At 40.8% G+C, this 16649-nt stretch carries 18 protein-coding genes; 4 read left to right on the top strand and 14 right to left on the bottom strand.

What is annotated here, in order from left to right; genetic code table 11:
* Positions 1-9: 9 nt before the first annotated feature.
* Together MHB40_RS09620 and MHB40_RS09615 are read right to left on the bottom strand one after the other, a co-directional pair.
* Positions 10-960, bottom strand: coding sequence for a stalk domain-containing protein (locus MHB40_RS09620; RefSeq protein WP_342443296.1), 951 nt, complete (start codon positions 958-960; stop codon positions 10-12).
* A gap of 269 nt (positions 961-1229) precedes the next feature.
* Entirely contained in the window at positions 1230-2999 is a 1770-nt protein-coding gene (locus MHB40_RS09615; RefSeq protein ID WP_342534425.1) for a glycerophosphodiester phosphodiesterase, read from the bottom strand.
* A 212-nt stretch (positions 3000-3211) separates the two neighbouring features.
* On the opposite strand from MHB40_RS09615, the gene MHB40_RS09610 reads away from it, so the two are divergent.
* Positions 3212-3421, top strand: coding sequence for a hypothetical protein (locus MHB40_RS09610; RefSeq protein ID WP_342534424.1), 210 nt, complete (start codon positions 3212-3214; stop codon positions 3419-3421).
* A 35-nt stretch (positions 3422-3456) separates the two neighbouring features.
* Here MHB40_RS09610 and MHB40_RS09605 read toward each other — a convergent pair whose 3' ends face one another.
* From MHB40_RS09605 to MHB40_RS09565, 9 genes are all read right to left on the bottom strand, one after another.
* Complete coding sequence (locus tag MHB40_RS09605) at positions 3457-5022, bottom strand: amidohydrolase (RefSeq protein WP_342534423.1); 1566 nt, start codon at positions 5020-5022, stop codon at positions 3457-3459.
* 18 nt (positions 5023-5040) lie between these two features.
* Positions 5041-5592 (bottom strand): biotin transporter BioY, encoded by a 552-nt coding sequence (locus MHB40_RS09600; RefSeq protein WP_205442841.1) that lies wholly within the window; start codon positions 5590-5592, stop codon positions 5041-5043.
* Positions 5593-5733: 141 nt separating this feature from the next.
* Positions 5734-6396, bottom strand: a complete 663-nt coding sequence (locus MHB40_RS09595) for a TIGR04104 family putative zinc finger protein (protein ID WP_342534422.1) — start codon at positions 6394-6396, stop codon at positions 5734-5736.
* Complete coding sequence (locus tag MHB40_RS09590) at positions 6383-6901, bottom strand: sigma-70 family RNA polymerase sigma factor (RefSeq protein ID WP_342534421.1); 519 nt, start codon at positions 6899-6901, stop codon at positions 6383-6385. Before MHB40_RS09590 ends, MHB40_RS09595 begins: the two co-directional genes overlap by 14 nt.
* 104 nt (positions 6902-7005) lie before the next feature.
* Entirely contained in the window at positions 7006-7761 is a 756-nt protein-coding gene (locus MHB40_RS09585) for an ABC transporter ATP-binding protein (RefSeq protein ID WP_342534420.1), read from the bottom strand.
* Positions 7762-7766: 5 nt separating this feature from the next.
* On the bottom strand, positions 7767-10085 hold the full coding sequence (locus tag MHB40_RS09580; protein WP_342534419.1) for an ABC transporter permease: 2319 nt from the start codon (positions 10083-10085) through the stop codon (positions 7767-7769).
* A gap of 56 nt (positions 10086-10141) precedes the next feature.
* Positions 10142-10792 carry a TetR/AcrR family transcriptional regulator gene (locus MHB40_RS09575; protein WP_342534418.1) on the bottom strand — a complete coding sequence of 217 codons (651 nt, stop codon included), beginning with the start codon at positions 10790-10792 and terminating at the stop codon, positions 10142-10144.
* Between the two features lie 120 nt (positions 10793-10912).
* Positions 10913-11134, bottom strand: a complete 222-nt coding sequence (locus tag MHB40_RS09570) for a helix-turn-helix transcriptional regulator (protein ID WP_205442832.1) — start codon at positions 11132-11134, stop codon at positions 10913-10915.
* 10 nt (positions 11135-11144) lie between these two features.
* Complete coding sequence (locus MHB40_RS09565; RefSeq protein WP_342443288.1) at positions 11145-11615, bottom strand: DUF2975 domain-containing protein; 471 nt, start codon at positions 11613-11615, stop codon at positions 11145-11147.
* Positions 11616-11781: 166 nt separating this feature from the next.
* On the opposite strand from MHB40_RS09565, the gene MHB40_RS09560 reads away from it, so the two are divergent.
* Positions 11782-12330, top strand: a complete 549-nt coding sequence (locus tag MHB40_RS09560) for a GNAT family N-acetyltransferase (RefSeq protein ID WP_205442830.1) — start codon at positions 11782-11784, stop codon at positions 12328-12330.
* Between the two features lie 50 nt (positions 12331-12380).
* Here MHB40_RS09560 and MHB40_RS09555 read toward each other — a convergent pair whose 3' ends face one another.
* From MHB40_RS09555 to MHB40_RS09545, 3 genes are all read right to left on the bottom strand, one after another.
* Entirely contained in the window at positions 12381-13829 is a 1449-nt protein-coding gene (locus tag MHB40_RS09555) for a GGDEF domain-containing protein (RefSeq protein WP_342443287.1), read from the bottom strand.
* 221 nt (positions 13830-14050) lie between these two features.
* Positions 14051-15238: a hypothetical protein gene (locus MHB40_RS09550; protein WP_342534417.1), complete on the bottom strand. Its 1188-nt coding sequence runs from the start codon at positions 15236-15238 to the stop codon at positions 14051-14053.
* The gene (locus tag MHB40_RS09545) at positions 15231-15737 is read right to left on the bottom strand and encodes a sigma-70 family RNA polymerase sigma factor (RefSeq protein WP_342534416.1); all 507 of its coding nucleotides are present in this window, start codon (positions 15735-15737) and stop codon (positions 15231-15233) included. The genes MHB40_RS09550 and MHB40_RS09545 overlap by 8 nt, the downstream gene beginning before the upstream one ends.
* A gap of 124 nt (positions 15738-15861) precedes the next feature.
* Between MHB40_RS09545 and MHB40_RS09540 the strand changes: the two genes are divergently transcribed.
* Positions 15862-16287, top strand: a complete 426-nt coding sequence (locus tag MHB40_RS09540; RefSeq protein WP_342534415.1) for a MerR family transcriptional regulator — start codon at positions 15862-15864, stop codon at positions 16285-16287.
* Entirely contained in the window at positions 16288-16641 is a 354-nt protein-coding gene (locus MHB40_RS09535) for a DUF4260 domain-containing protein (protein WP_342534414.1), read from the top strand.
* Positions 16642-16649 lie beyond the last annotated feature (8 nt).

Here is a 16649-nt window from a genome sequence, read left to right as displayed (position 1 = left end):
TCAACTTAATTATTTCATTAATTCCTCTACAAATTCAACAGGCACATAAGTTTTGCCAGATTCTAATAAAGCAGGGGCTACTTTAAATTGGCGAAGTGCTTTATTATAACCATATTCTTTTTGACCTCGCGTAATTGTATACGAAAGGGCCCCTTTTGAAACGATGGCACCTTTTGGCGTTACTTCTACTTTAAAGCCTAGCTTTTCAGCGATTAAGCGTAGCGGCACCATTTTCGTTCCTTCTACTTCATAAAAGTCTTTATTAATAATTTCTTGAACCGCTGAATCAACTGGAGCTGGCTCTGGTGTTGGCACTGGGTCCACTTCAACAGGCTCTTCCTTCTCGATTGTATCTAACACAATCACCTTGGAAGGTGGTGTTTGAGCAGGGATGCTCATCGTTGCGATTGTGTAGAACACCACTAAATGCTGCTCTTTTAAATCGTCCACTTTCACATCTTTGCCAGTAGCACTTGCCAGCTTCGTGTCTTCCCCAACATTTAACTTTAAGTTATTTTCAGTATCCACTAAATCTTTATTGAAGAAATCCACTTCCACGCTACCCATTTCTTCCGTTTCCACAATAATTACTTCTGGGTTGTACTGTGGTGGATAAATTGCAAGCATCGGCTTCTTGGCATAAGAGTAAGCTGACACCTTATCTCCTTTTTGAAGCTTGACTTCTTTACCCATATTGTCGAAAACTAATGTGTCTTTATTCGCAATCATAATATTGGTATTGTCACCATCAACCACTGTATAGTATGTGGCGTTTTCACGTACTTCTACGCTGTCAATTGTACCTGTCACCTTAATAAAAACAGGCTGCACTTGTTGGACCGAAGTTTCTGCGTTAATCACAGTAGCCTCCCCTTCGTTCGCTGATGCAGTTGGAGCTCCAATCGCGCCCCCTAATAATAATGCTGACATAGCAAATGGTACGACTTTCGTCATTTTCATACAAAAAGCATCTCCTTCATTTTCACGAGTTCATAATAGTAGTCGTGTTCACATGAAAAAGGTTACAATTTGGCCCAAAATTTTTATGGCTCGAGCTTTTGCTTCCGCGGGTATTTTCATTTCTTTCGCGGGTATTTGCTTTCTCTCCGCGAGTATTTCCCCTTCGTTCGCGGGTATTCGCTTCCTCTCCGCGAGTATTTCCCCTTCGTTCGCGGGTATTCACTTCCTCTCCGCGAGTATTCTCTTCGTTCGCGGGTATTCACCCCCGATCAGAAGATAAATCGCAGTCGATTCAGGATGCGTTGTAAGAAGTATTGGTTTTCGCTTTGCTGCGTTCTTAGCTCGCGGGCGACGTCGGGGTGGTCGGTGATGACGCCGCTGACATTTTTTTCGATAAAGGTTTGCAGGGAGCGGTCGTCATTGAGTGTCCAGACAAATAAATCGGTCGGGTGCTGCTTCAATTCTTCGATAAGCTGCTCCGTTACCCAGGATTCCTCCAATGCGATAAAATCAACATTTTCCTCCATTGGACCAATATTGAGTGCATAGACAATGCCGACACGCAAATTTGGCACCAATTTTTTTAATTGTGTCATTTTCTGTACATCAGCGGATTGCACATAGTAGGAATCTAGCACCTTGTATTTTCGTAGCTTCTCTACTAATTTAGGTAAAACATCTTCTGTTTCTTGGCCATGCACCTTTAATTCGATTAATAGCGCCACATCTAGCGCTTTAGCAATTTCAATACACTCATCTAATGAAGCAATTTTATCGCTAAAGCCATTTTGATGAATGGTTAACGTTTTTAGTTCGCTCAGGGTCATATTCGCAATGACACCGTTTTTACCTGCTAGCCTTCGTAATGTTCGATCATGGAAGACGACGAATTCGCCATCCACGGTTTGCTGAATGTCGATTTCAATTAAATCTGCCCCCGCATTGGCTGCACTCACCAATCCACTAATCGTATTTTCTACATTGCCAGCGACATAGCCGCGGTGGGCAATAATTTTTGTGTCTGGAGCATAGACACTTTTCTCTAATGAATTGATATTCATCATACTTAATACGAGAAAAACAATGCCACTGATCAACAGCAATGGCTTATAGCGCCGCTTCCGATGTGTAGTAGCGCTGACTTTGCCCATCACCGGCGTATTATACGTAATGGCAACCATAACTTGTGAAAACATCGCCTGTAAGTAACTAAAAAGCACCACAAAGACCATTTCCAAAAAGGCCAGTGTCAGCCCAGCTGTAACCAATGCGGCACTTGGCATTAAACGTTCGATTAAATAGAGCGGAAACGTAGCGATCACTGTTATCCCAAGCATCATCAACAGATGTCCTGTTAAAAGCATCGCTAATAGCACTAGTAATTCAAATAAACCTCGCTTAGAAAAATGCCAGCTCTGCTTAAAGGAACGCAAAATAGAGATGTGCGGCTGGATTGTAAAAATAGGTAAGGTTAAAATACTTCGAATACCTATCAGCACCACGATGCTTGCCACCGCAGCATATGTTAGTCTACCCGCTCGACTGCTCATGATTTCTTCAGTTAGAAAATGTGGAAGGGAGATGGATTGGGTCAACGTAAGTGGTAGCATAAAGGAAGCTAGTGGCATTAATAGTGCTAGATAGACGATAAGAAACAGTATTTGCACACTAAAAAAATAAACAACCTTGCGATTTAATTGTTGCCATAAAGGAAGAAATCGATAGCGAATTCCCCGTTGCTGATGAAAGGCCATGAGAAATAAAAAGCCCATCTCATAATACACAAATAATAAAAACAGCAAAATTAATAGACAAATCATCATGATGACAAAGGGATGGGTCACAAAGCTTTGCCAATTTTGCTCGGTAATATGTGTAAACCCTGTTACTCGTAGCATGAGCTTCAAAACGATAGAGGTTACAGGGATCATCATTAAAAACTGAAAGATTCTAATTAATGCGAAAACCTGTACATAATCGAATCGATATACATAAATATTATGAACAGCCTGTCGCATTACTTGTCCTGCCTTGTGCACATACTCACCCCTATCATGCTGTTAAAATCGCTCTCTACTAACGTATGTTTTGACTGCTATGGCCCATTCCTCAAAGCCAATAAAATAGCATGCCTCTACATCAAAGTAGGAATCGATTTTTGTATTCATCGTGACATTCTCCATTTTTTTGAAACTTTTTAGCATGCCACCCTGTATATAACTAGATACCCACTACAGAAAGGAGCGCAAACATGAAATTCAATCTTGGCGATATCATTAGTACAACTGTTCTTTTATGTATGTTTCTAGCCATCTTTTTCGTGATGATTCATATGATTAAAAAAATGAAATCTACCGCCCCTGTGCCTCCTCCACCAACCATGCAACAGCAAGTAGAGGACTTAACAAAACGTGTATCGAACTTGGAACAACAAGTAACAAAACTAGCTGACAAACAATAGCCCCATGAAAAAAATCGCTGTGAAGGATAACCTTCTCAGCGATTTTCATAGACAATCTTACCATCCACAACCGTACATGCCACTTGTATGTGTGGTAGTTGCTCCGTCTCTACCGTAAATACATCCTCTTGCAAAATCGTAAAGTCTGCTGCATAGCCTTCTGCAATTTTGCCACGCCTAAATTGCTGCCCAATTATTTCAGCCGCCCCTACTGTGTACAAACGGACTGCCTCAAATCGTGAAATTTTCTCATGAGGATTGTAGCCATCATGTGTCTCCCCAAAATTTCTTCTAGTGACAGCCGCGTAGATACCGTGCAACGGATTTGGTACTTCAATCGGAGCGTCACTGCCACCTGCCACAATCAGCCCTCGGTCAAGAAGGGATTTTAAAGGATGTAAGCCCTGTGCGCGCTCCTCTCCAAGTCTCGATAGCTCTGCTTGATATTCTCCCTGTACAAATTGCGGCTGCATATCCACTGCCACTGGTAATGCAGCTAGCTTGGCTAATAGTTCCTCATCGACTAAGCTACAGTGGATGACCCGATCAAGCTGACCATCCTGAGGAGGATTGGCCGCAAAAACATCTAAAATCATGTCTATCGCTAAATCACCAATGGCATGCACAGCAACGGTTTGTCCATATCGGCGTGCTAGCTGAACATAGCTTGTTAATTGCTCTGTTGTATGAATAAGCATCCCCGCATTATCTGGATCATCACAATAAGGCTGACGTAGTGCAGCCGTGCGACCTCCAAAGGCTCCATCAATAAAAATTTTCATCGCACCAAACGCTAAAAATGGTGATGGGGTTAAATCCATCTTCGCAACCTCTTCAAAGACTGTATGATGCTGTAATAAATGCACCTTAAAGGATTGCTGTGCCTCTACGATTTTGCGATAAGCCTGAATCGGCTGGCTTGGTGGTCCATAATAGCTTAAATCCTCTGAATGTCCCCCTACTAAACCATAGGATTGCAATGAGGCCACCGCCTTTGTCAGTGCTTCCTCAATATACGCAGGTGTAATATGGGGCATATGGTTAACAATTAAATACAATGCTGCATCCTTTAACACACCTGTGAGCTGACCATCTACTTTGTCAATAACGCCGCCCTCTGGCGAAGGGGTAGCATTTGTAATTCCTGCAAATGCAAGTGCCTTGGAATTGGCTAAGATCAAATGGTGACAGCTCCGTTTAATAATTAAATGAGCATCTCCAAGGGCATCTAGCTCCGCTAAGGTAGGGAAAATGGGCTCCTCAAATTGGTTTTCATTTAGTCCAATCGCAATGACCCATTCATGTGCTGACGCCTCAGACATTCGCTCTTGAAGCTTCTCAAGTAGCGTCTCCTTACTGGTAACCGCCGATACATCAAGATGCTTGAGTTTTTCTCCGTAGCCAATAATATGTAAATGGCTGTCGACAAAGCCTGGATACATGATATTCCCCTCTAAATGTTGGATAGAAGCAGCTAGTGGCGACAAGCTCTCCACTGAGCCTGTCGCCACAATTTTTCCATCTTCAACAAGGACTGCATCCACTGTTTCACCAACCTGAGCCATCGTGTAAATCTTACCACCTGTCCATAATGTTGCCAAAACAATTCCTCCCATGTCCTATGCTATTGCTTCAATTAAGTGCGCTCTTTCTAAGCGACGACGAACAATGACACCAATCCATGCTGCAAGTACCGCCTTGACGATACCCACCACGATAAATGGTGCAACTCCACCCATAAAGGCAGCTGTCCATGTATAATCTGCTACAATTTTTAACCACACTGTCCCAAACGCTAATGTAATGATCATCCCAATGATATTCGCAATAATAGCTTGAGCAAATGTAATACCAAATTTATCTAAGTATAAGCCCATAATAATCGCTGTGGCAAGGAAACCGACAATATACCCACCTGTTGGACCAACTAAAATTCCTAGTCCACCTGACATACCACTAAATACAGGTAAACCTGCTGCCCCTAGTAAAATATATAATAGAACAGATAACGTGCCTAATCTTGTCCCTAAAATCGTCACAATGATTCCAACCGCTAAAGTTTGACCTGTAATCGGAATAAGTGGTAATGGAATTGTTACCTGTGCTAAAACCGCGATAATCGCTGCCCCAAATGCTGCTAAGACGTATTGATATGTACTTCCTTTTTTCAATGTAAAAAGCCTCCCCTTGTGCGTTAACTAATAATAAAAATAAGTTAACACAAAGATAAAGCAAATGAAAACCATTGTCAATCTATTTTAAAATAAAAAAAGAAATTGCTAGATTACAATAGCAATTTCCTATCATAATCATTACCATAAAGGTTCATTCATTGGATCTTTTTCTTGTAGCTTAAATACATATGGCGCAATTTGATAATGGTAATAGAACATCCCCACTAAAAAGAAAATAATACCGATGACAAAATGTTGGAAAACATGCTGCAGCATAATCAACAAAGGTACTGGCATCGTCATCACACCACTGATTTGCATAGATTTTTTTGTGCGATATTGCTTTTGTCCACAATGCGGGCACACAATTTCACTATTTTTGCGATATAATTTACGTGCATCCTTCTCAGACCAGCTTTCCCCACATTCAATACAAACAGGTAAACCAAAACCCTTTTTCACTAGATAACGTTTGACTATAAATGTCGCCCCTATAAAAATGCTCAGTAAAATAAAGCCTCTTACATAATCCGAATCAAAAAGTGACCACCAATGCCAAGTATCCGACTGTAGGCTAGCCGCTTGATGGCTTGAAGTCCGTTGTTCTTTCTGTTGTGTCAAGATATAGCTAAAACCGATGACAAAAATAGTAAAGGTTGCGAGCACGAAACGATACGTCCATTGACCACCTGCTTTGCGTTGAACCTTTCGTCGTGCTTTTTCCGCGATTACTTGTTTGCGCTGCTGTGAGAGCTTGACATCTTGTAGCTCCTTTAATACATCCTCTTTAAATTGATTCATGGCGTAGCACCTCCCAATCAAAGTCACCCATTGCTGTTGCCAGCTGTTTACGAGCTCGCTGTAATCTTGTGCGAATCGTTGCTTCCGGACAGTGTACAAGCTGTGCAATTTCCACTGTCGACATCTCCTCAAAATAATACAAAATCAAGACCTCACGATAGGCAACTGATAATGTAAACAATGCCTCCGTCAGCTCTTTTTTGACGGATTTCTCTAGCATCTCCTTTTCAGGTGTCATAGCTGTTGTGCGCCCCGTGATTTTTTCAAACAATGTCAGGCGTTTACTTTTCCAACTCCGTAAATAATCGTGACTTCGATTAACCGTCATTTTCACTAAATATGTACGCAAGGATGCTTCCTGACGAAACTGTCCCTGCTTTTGATAAAAGGCGATGAACACATCCTGCACGATGTCCTCCGCCGTTGCCTTATTTTTTACATATAGATAGGCGACCTTTAGTAAGTAATCACCGTGCTCCTCGATTATCTGTTCAATATCCATCATTGCCCTCACCTACTTTCTACACTACTGACGGACGCCATAACGATTGCGATTCATTTTTCACAAAAAAAATCCGTAATTTTTAAATCATTACGGATTCCTTCAAGCTAAATACCTATTTTTTGCATAGTAGAGACAACTTTGACCATTCGATCATCTAAATCATTGCCCGTGAAATCAGGCAACCGCAGTTCATTCACGATAGCGCCATCAGACATAAAAAGGATACGCTCTGTTCGTGCGGCAATTTTTGGATCATGTGTCACAAGCATAACCGTTGTGCCTTCTCGATTGATGGCGGCGAATAAATCCATGATTTCCTGAGCAGACGTTGAATTTAAAGCGCCTGTGGGTTCATCGCCAAAAATGATTTGTGGGTTGCTAATCAAAGCGCGACAGATGCCTGCTCGTTGCAGCTGCCCGCCAGAAACCTGTGTAATATCTCGCTCTGCCAAGTCTGCAATCCCCATTTTGTTCATGATTTGCAGCGCCCTTTCTGTCAAGGCCCTCACATTTTTTCGCTGATCACGCATGGCAGGTAACAGAATATTATCAAGGATATTTAGGCTTTTTAGAAAGGTCGGCTGCTGAAAGACAAAGCCCATTTTCGTTCTACGCAAATCAGCCAGTTCTTTGTCACTTAGTGCTGTTAAATCCATTCCATCAAAGGTAACCTGACCATGATCAATACTATCCATCCCACTAAGGGCATACAATAATGTCGATTTCCCACAGCCAGATGGCCCCATAATGGCGATAAACTCCCCTTGATTGATTGCCACTGAGACATCCATTAAAACCGGATGCTGGTCATTGCCTACTTGAAAAGACTTTGCAATTTGCTCACCACTCACTAGATTCATAGGTTCTACTCCTTTATATGCTCTATTATTTTTACCTGCCCTGCCCTTGACGTACCGAATAGCGTGGCTAGCAGTACGACGCTTGTGAGCGCTAGTGGGCAAAAAACATAGGCTGCTAGTGGATTAATCATAAAATCAAATGATGCCGCCCCAAATGATGCAATGACTGTACTTGTTAGAAATTCGCCTAGCGTGTTTGCGAGCAACGTCCCCATCGTAATGGCTAGCAGTAAAACAAAAACCGAACGCGCCGCATATTGTGTAGCAATATCGACATTCGTAAATCCTAACGCTTTCATAATAGCGATAGGCGCTTGATCCTTCGTAATCAGCATGTTCATAAATAATAATGTCACGAGCACACACAGCAATAGTGCTATGACAAGTGCTGCACGGGCTGCCTTGTCAATGGCATGAATCGTCGTACCAAATGTTTGATTGATATAATCATCAATCCCTGACACCTTGGCAAAAGAGAAGGTTTTTGCATATTCCGCCCTTTTATCTGTGACGAGTGATGGATCTGCCATCGTACTATAGATAACACTCCACATGCTTTCCGTGGAATGATCAGAGAAAGCTGCTTTAGCTGTCTTGCCGCCATTTGTAATATCTGAATAAATACCGCTGACCCTCAACTTTTTCTCCTCATCATTGATGACCACTGCTATCCGATCGCCAACCTTTTTTTGAAGTTCCTCCGCATTGAGCACCGAAAGCGCTACTTCATTAGGGGCAACCGGTGCCTTACCATGCGCATATTCTAAGGGGAAGATCGTATGGTTACCCAGCTCTATTTTTAGGTTTTGCGCTGTTCCGTCCTCGGCAATCGTTGTGAACTTTTTCGTTGTCAAAACAGTGTAATTCTTGATGGCTGTGTCATGCTCAAGCGTATCGATCACCGCTGCCACCTGGTGTGCATTTTGCTTGCCTTGTGGGATATCGATTCGGATGTCACTATTCCCAATGCCCATATACGTAATAAAGCTTTTAGCCGCAATCGTGTTGTGTAGATTTTGAGGGACGATGATAATAAATGTTGCTAATAATAGCACGGCAAGCATTGTCGCATAAAGACTTTTTCGCGCGAGCACATCCTTCATGCCAAGAAAAAGATTAATCGGAAGCCTTTTATTGGAGCTGAGGTTCAAAAATTTTGCATGTTGCACTTTACCTTGCGTTGTACCGAAGCGAATAGCCTGTGTGGCTGATAGCTTGCGAAACTGTTTCAATACTGATTGTACATAGCCCATTATCACCATAAATACGAGCAGCAACCCGAGACCAGTGAACAGCCAAATTTGTGAGCCATTGTCTGTTTCTCCCATGAACAAACGAATATTTTCTAATAGCATATCTCGAAGCAAGAAAGAGCAGGCAAAACCAAGCAGGCAGCCAATTACAGCGATCACGCCATACTTGGCTAGATACATTTTCTGAATATCCCCCACGCGTAAGCCAATCGCTTTCATCACACCGATTTCTCGAGTATCCTCTTCCATTTTAGTGAGCAGGGTAAAACGGATACACATAAAAGCAATAGCGACTACAAGGATGCTGATAAGTAGGATGACAGCAATCATGAGACCATCCGATATGGCATTCAGCATTTGAAAAAGCTGGTACGTAATGGTTGGTCCGTTTGCTTCGAGCCCTGCCCCCATATAGGCTTCTTCAAAACTCTTTAAATCCGCCAAATTTTTTAAGCGAAACTCGATTAAATATTCAACTGTGCCCGCTCCCTGGATTGCTGCATAATCTTGTTCACTGACCAGAAAGCGTTTAGAGGAAGCCAGCATAGAATTCATCTGTGAATCCCTTAGAAACCCAGCTATTGTAAAGGTTTGATCATGGACCATCACGGTATCACCCAAGTCGGCAATGCCGTCCTTCCAATAGCTTACAGGTACATAAATGTCACCATTGGACACTTCAATCACGTTTCCATCAAGGTCCAGTAAATAATCAAATTGCTCACTTTGCGTGCTAAAACCATTGTCCTGCACACTATGTGCCAATGTGGTACCCGCAATATGAATCTTCGAGCCTTCCACATTTAGAAATTCATTCATTTGAAATTCATTTACATATTCATTTTGCTCTGCAAATTCAGTGAGCCGCACTTGATCGATTTCCCCTGCATGCATTTGGAGAAAATGCGACGTTTCTGCTTGCTTCATCAGCGTATCAATCGCACTTGTCAAATGGACGATCAGTACTGCTGATAATGTGACAAGCAAAGCCGCTGCCGCCACAAATAATGTTGTCATACCTGTAATTAGCTTGCTATTTGCCATATCATTGCGCACAATTTTCCAATACATAGGTCACCTCTTTGTAAGTTGTTAACTGGCGTCAAACCTAACAAGACCTAAAAAAATTAGTTCGTACTGCCTTCCCCTTCATTCCCAAACATTTGCATCATATACAGTAAGCTACCACTTTCCACCCCTAGCATTCGTTCAATATTAAAAATTAATGCTGGGATACGGGCTGCTCGTTCCTCATCTGTCATCAAGACGAGATCATCATCGAATACCGTATTGGTATAAGCGATTATCATTTCCATGCACTCATAGGGGTAGGGTGTTTGGTAAATACCTTGCTCAATGCCCTCACGAATAATGGCCGTGAGGATTGGCGGTACTTGATTGATGACCACCTGCTGTATTTTGCGATGCATCAAAGCATTTTGTGGCTTATGAACATGCTCCATCATTTCCTGTCCACCATGTTCATTTTGCATATTCAATGCCATGACAACGCGCAATATACGTTCATTTACAGCGATGCTTGTGTCTGCTGCAACGGTTTTTGCCTTTGCGAGCATCGTGCTTGTATAACGCTCAATCAGTGCATCCATAATATCTTCCTTGGATTTAAAATGATAATAAAGGGTGCCTCGAGCAATACCTACTTTTTCCAAAATATTACTTGTGCTAGTGCCGTCAAACCCCTTCTGCGTAAATAATTCATCCGCTGCATCTAATATTTCATTTCTGCGCTCTTCTGCTTTTTTCATTTCCCTCATCAAGACAACTCCTTATAATTGACCGACTGCCTGTCGATTTATCTTACCTTTATCCTAGCATAGGACGACTTCTGTTGGCAATAATTTCTACAAAAAAAAGAATCTGCTTTACGCAGATCCTTATTTTTGTAGGTCCTCGTTCTTTCGATATTCCAAAATATCGCCAGGCTGGCAATCCAATGCCTCACAAATAGCCTCTAATGTTGAAAAGCGGATGGCTTTGGCCTTGCCGTTTTTTAAAATCGAGAGGTTTGCCATCGTGATGCCAACCTTTTCTGAAAGCTCTGTTACACTCATTTTTCGTTTCGCCAGCATTACATCAATATTAATGATCATTGCCATAGTATTCACCTCAAACCGTTAGATCATTTTCTGATTTGATATCGATGGCATTTTTAAGAAGCTTTTGCAGCACAGCAGCAAAGACTGCCACGACAAAGGAAGCAAAAATAATGACCATTCCGATAAGTATAAGACCTGGTGCATCGTCTACTTCTGCAGCATAGTATATCAGTGGCATGCCAACCACGTAAACACTACTAATAATAATTGCACAATATTTGATCTTGATTAAAGCTTTCACTGACAGCTCTGAAAATGCAATGTTTTGGTCAATATAGCTTAGTAGTTTGATTGTCGTAAATAGAGCAACAAAATAAGCGATAGCCGTTGCATAGACGCCAACTAAAGCAACAATGGTTAGGACCGGAGAATGCCCCGCTGTACCCAAAGCAACACGAGGCACCACCCATACACATAAGGCAAGAACGGGTATGCCTATTAGAAAAACAGCTATCTTTAAAAAGAGCGTTTCTCGTTTCATCTTACGCACCTCTTTTATTTAATCTCCCGTTAAACTTACCACATAATTTATCGTTTTTCAATAAATTTTTATTCCAATTCAAGATGTTATTAGATACCCAATATTTGGTTTACTTTACTTTTTATTGTGCTATAATCAATCCAACCAACGAAAAGGGGGGCATTCGATGATTTATTCACCAACAGAAAAAACGATAGAAACACCGCGTTTAATACTTCGACTTTTTACAGATGCAGATGCACAAGAAGTAAGTGTTTTATGTAACAATTATGCGATTTATAAAAGCACGCTGAATTTACCTTATCCTTATACATTAGAATGTGCACTGTCATGGATTTCCACGCATCAACAAAACTTTGAGGAAAATCGAAGCTACGAATTTGCGATAACAGACAAACACAGCGGACAATTGTATGGAGCAATAGGGCTGTCAAATCAATCTCAACACCAAAGAGGAGAAATCGCTTATTGGATTGGAGAGTCCTATTGGGGAAATGGCTACGGAACAGAGGCAGCTCAAGCGATTATCGAATTTGCCTTTCAGGAGAAGCAGTATCATCGTATTTATGCCCAGTATTTTCAATCCAATCCCGCATCAGGGAAAATCATGGAGAAATGCGGCATGCGCTATGAGGGAACATTAAAGGATCATGTTTATAAAAACGGTACTTTTGAAGATATTGTGTTTTACGGCTTGCTTAATCCATCACACTAGCAACACTTCACGAAAGAGGCACTTCTTCTGTAGATTTGCCTCTCTCTCTTTTAAATACCATTTCCCACATCGCAATATTGGTTATAGTGCGTAATTTGGTTGCGGCCGTTACGCTTTGACTTATAAAGCGCTTCATCCGCATGCTGAATGAGCTCCTCTACTTTCTGAATTTTGCCATGATTGTTCGTACTGACACCAATACTGAATTCCAACTGAACGGTTTGATTATTCACCGTAAGTGACAGTGCCGTTAAGGTTTGATACAGGTTGTCGGCCAACGTTTGCACCGATTCACCTTCCTTTACTTGACTCAACACAATGAATTCATCTCCACCAAAACGGGCGACAATGGACGCAAAGGGCTGAAAATAGTCCTGTAATGTTTTGGCTGTATTCGTCAACGCATCATCGCCAAATAAATGGCCATTCATATCATTGATTTCTTTAAAATGATCTAAATCCACCATCATCAAGGCCAATTGCTGATGACCTTCAGCAGCTTTTTCGACCATCTTTTTAGCCTGTTCATCAAAATAGCGACGATTGTAGATATTCGTCAAAGGATCAATATAGGCATTTTTTTCAAATTGCTTCTTATGATCGTTATATTCCATCTCAAACAATACATGCGAATAGTTTTCACGCTGAATTTCTAACAAAATATTAATATATTCCTTTTGTATCGCGCATAACACGATTTTATTGCCTTGCTCCTCAATTAGCTTCACTAACGAATTATAAATTAATTGAAGCAAGGAAAGATCATTGTTTTGCAAAGCATAATGCTTCGTCTTTTGGTATAAATCTATGGCCTCACTTACACGTCCCTGTCTTTCACATAGGAAGGCATAGGCATTGAGAACCTCCAGTTGTACTTTCGAATAAGGTGGGTGATGAATCGTTGCCATTAATTCTTGTAATATCGTATTGGCTTCTTCAAATTCTTCAAGCCAAATAAGCGCAACAGCTAGGTTCGTCTTCGGATGGATAATCCCTGTATAAGGCTCTTTATGCTTCATTTCAAACGCATTGGCGTAATATAAACTCTTTAAAGCAAATTCCTTCGCTGTCCGATAGCTACCCATGGATATATCTAAGTCGCTCAGATTGTTGTAGATTTTCCCCATGCTCTCCACATGCTGAATCGTTTCAGCAATTTTTAAGCCTTTTAACATCAATTCTTCTGATTTCTTTAAATGACCAAATGTTCCCCAATAAATGGCCGCTAAATTGTAATATTGAATTAAATCAATATCATTGCCATGTTGAAAAGTTAACTCACGATATTGTTCAAGGACGCTTATAGAAAGCTGTAGATCACCCGTTTGAAAATAACTGGCACAGCTATAACGTAATAGAAGAATAGCCTTATCATACATTTCAAGCTTAATGGCACTTTCAATTGCGGCACTACTTATTTCTATATATTCTAAAAAACGATCCGCATTATATAACTCATTCAGCGTAATCCATAATTCTTCAAATTCTTGTGCGTTCATACCGCCCCTCCTTTTCTTCATCCCTACTTCTTTAATACTACATTTGCCCTTGAAATATTACAATTCTTTGGACTCATTTATTTTTTCACTATTAAGTAATTCATCCTAATGTTGAAAATTATTGTGTATTTTATCCTAGATTTTAAAAAAGGTTATTTTAACATGGTACTTTTACTATAATTTTCTCCAAAATAAAAAACAAGCCTCTTTCAAGAGACTTGTTAATCTTCTATACCTAGGATGGCTTTTAATTCCTTCGCTCTGCTGGCACTCAACTGAATTTCACCGCTCCCTACCTTTTGAAGATAAAGGGAACCACCATAGCCCTTCCACATTTCAATACGGACACCTTCTACTTCAAATGAATATTCGGGTGGTCTTTTCATATAATTTGCAGTCTTCCAAGGCATATCCTGTAAAAACTCAGCGACCTCTTTTTCATTTTCCAGCTCAAGCATCCTTGTAACGGTTGGCTCTAGTTTTTCCAATTTAGATAATAAACCATATTTTCTTACGACTCCGTTTTCCTCAATGCTCCCTGTTCCCATTGAAGTTAAAGTAATATAATCTCCCTGCTCGACAGGAAATTCATCCAGCACAGGATACCAATCGGCTTGTTCATATTTTTCACTAAGCTGTTCCTCCGTCATATGCTCAAGATCCTCAGGAATCACCCCTTCAATAAATAAGAAAACATTCGATTCAACCTTTGCAACTGTTCCGACCATTGAAGCGCCATGTGAGCTGGTACGTATTACAATGTTCTGTTCCTTTTGGAAGGCTGTTGCCTGCTCAGTATAATGCGCTTGGAAATATCGTTTGGCATCAATATTGGCTACCTCTTGGTAAGCATAAAAAGCTGGATATTTTTCTTTATATAAGGCATATAGTTTCGTTCTCGTTGTATACATCGGCAGAAGGGGTTCGAGATATGTTTCAACATACTGTTTCGGTGCTAATCCTTGAAAAAGTGCTTCGTATTCAGATGACTGATAAAGCATTTCCAACTGTTCTACTTGCTTCTTTCTCTCCATCTCAAGCTCTGCCTTTGAATAATCAATCCCTAATGATGTCGCAAAATAGTAGGCGGCAACGAGCTTCTCATAAGAAAGGTAGGACTCCTCCTTATAAAATTCCTGCTCTTTCCCTGGCCACATGGTCTGATTAATACGTTCGAAGTGCTCAAGCTGCCTTTCATGAAATAGTGAGGACGTTTGCTTTGGTTCGTTCGTAAGAAGCTGCACCATAACAAACCCTGCCATACAAAGTGTCAGTACGACGGTTAATAGGGTGAATCGAAAAGGCTTCCTTCTATTGATAGACTGTTGTAGCACATGTTTTTTAACACGCTCTTTGCTTGCTGTCATATCACCCGCTACTTTGAGTAATTCCTTGTGTATCTCATTCATGTCTAAGCACCTCCCATTCCTCCTGCTTCAGATGAGGCTTTAATGCTTCTCTAGCCCTTCTCAATCTTGTCTTCACCGTATTCTCAGCAATGCCTAGTAGCTGGGCAATATCACGAATCTTCATTTCCTCAAAATAATAAAGAATGATGGGCTCCCGATAGGTTAGTGATAGCTTTAAAATAGCTGCCCCAATTTGTGAACGTTCCTCTGCTGCCACAAGCTCATCCCGTTGTTTATTCCCCTGCACAGGAAATATTTTTTCTTGTAATAGTAATTTTTTATAATGCCAGCTTTTTAAATAATCCTTGCTTTGATTAATCGTTAATGTCGATAAATATGCACGTAACTGCCCTCGTTCTTCATAGCCATGCTGAGAAAATTTAATAAAGACCTCTTGCACAATATCCTCAGCAGTTTGTCGGTTCTTCACATAAAAATAGGCGAGACGTAATAAATGCGCTGCATGTTCTTCGATCATTTCTTCAAGTATGCCGTCCACCTCCCCTTCTTACACTATAAACGACTGCCACTGACTGACCGTTTCATTTTTTTCAGCTTTTTTCCTCCAGCACCTTGACCTTGGAGCATACTCCAATGTTAGGATGATGTTAGGAGGTACTTACATGAAAATTAAACAATTCGCCGAGAAGTTTCAATTAACAACCGATACCGTTCGCTACTATGAAAAAGAGGGACTCTTACATCCTCAAAAACAAGACAATGGCTACCGTGTGTATGATGCCATGTGTGAACATACAATGAAATTTATTATCGTCTTACGCCAGCTAGGCTTTACGCTACAAGAAATTAAACATTTACTGACACTCGAACAAAAGCCTATTTCAACAACATGTAATGAAGAAACGGTCCAGCTATTTTCCACAAAGATTGCCCAAATCGAGCAGCAACTACGATTCTATCAGCATGCGCTCCATTCGTTACAACTGACAAAAACATTAATGGCTGACGGACAGTTTGAAAAAAATCAAGAAAAAATTACCTCACTCATTGAGGATATGTATCAAAATTTACTGGAAGGTCGTGGTTAAATGAAATTACGTAAAATCATCTCTTTCGAATATCTCATTGCCTTTATCATCACAGTCTTTTTCTTTGGGCATCTCGATTTTTCATGGCTTTATTTTATTGTGTTTTTATTGCTTCCTGATATCACAATGGTCGGCTATCTCATCAATACAAAAATAGGCGCTCTTTTCTATAATATAGGACATAGCTTTGTGCTACCTGCCGTGTTGATGGTCTTTGGTTTACTAACGTCTACACCCATACTTTTGATGGCTACCCTGATTTGGCTCGCCCATATTTTCTTAGATCGTGCACTTGGCTATGGTTTAAAATATGATGACGCTTTTAAGAAGACCCATTTACAGCAGATTGCGTAATGAGGGGA

This window comes from Lysinibacillus sp. FSL K6-0057, assembly GCF_038630885.1.
Classification (GTDB): Bacteria; Bacillota; Bacilli; order Bacillales_A; family Planococcaceae; genus Lysinibacillus; species Lysinibacillus fusiformis_F.
Note: the sequence above shows the minus strand (reverse complement) of the source record. Positions and strands in the feature narration are given on the sequence as shown.

Coding starts and splice junctions, on each gene's coding strand:
- MHB40_RS09550 (WP_342534417.1), bottom strand. CDS start 15,238: ATGAATGAGATACACAAGGAATTACTCAAAGTAGCGGGTGATATGACA.
- MHB40_RS09585 (WP_342534420.1), bottom strand. CDS start 7,761: ATGAATCTAGTGAGTGGTGAGCAAATTGCAAAGTCTTTTCAAGTAGGC.
- MHB40_RS09590 (WP_342534421.1), bottom strand. CDS start 6,901: ATGATGGATATTGAACAGATAATCGAGGAGCACGGTGATTACTTACTA.
- MHB40_RS09540 (WP_342534415.1), top strand. CDS start 15,862: ATGAAAATTAAACAATTCGCCGAGAAGTTTCAATTAACAACCGATACC.
- MHB40_RS09610 (WP_342534424.1), top strand. CDS start 3,212: ATGAAATTCAATCTTGGCGATATCATTAGTACAACTGTTCTTTTATGT.
- MHB40_RS09565 (WP_342443288.1), bottom strand. CDS start 11,615: ATGAAACGAGAAACGCTCTTTTTAAAGATAGCTGTTTTTCTAATAGGC.
- MHB40_RS09535 (WP_342534414.1), top strand. CDS start 16,288: ATGAAATTACGTAAAATCATCTCTTTCGAATATCTCATTGCCTTTATC.
- MHB40_RS09620 (WP_342443296.1), bottom strand. CDS start 960: ATGAAAATGACGAAAGTCGTACCATTTGCTATGTCAGCATTATTATTA.
- MHB40_RS09595 (WP_342534422.1), bottom strand. CDS start 6,396: ATGAATCAATTTAAAGAGGATGTATTAAAGGAGCTACAAGATGTCAAG.
- MHB40_RS09560 (WP_205442830.1), top strand. CDS start 11,782: ATGATTTATTCACCAACAGAAAAAACGATAGAAACACCGCGTTTAATA.
- MHB40_RS09580 (WP_342534419.1), bottom strand. CDS start 10,085: ATGTATTGGAAAATTGTGCGCAATGATATGGCAAATAGCAAGCTAATT.
- MHB40_RS09570 (WP_205442832.1), bottom strand. CDS start 11,134: ATGGCAATGATCATTAATATTGATGTAATGCTGGCGAAACGAAAAATG.
- MHB40_RS09575 (WP_342534418.1), bottom strand. CDS start 10,792: ATGAGGGAAATGAAAAAAGCAGAAGAGCGCAGAAATGAAATATTAGAT.
- MHB40_RS09555 (WP_342443287.1), bottom strand. CDS start 13,829: ATGAACGCACAAGAATTTGAAGAATTATGGATTACGCTGAATGAGTTA.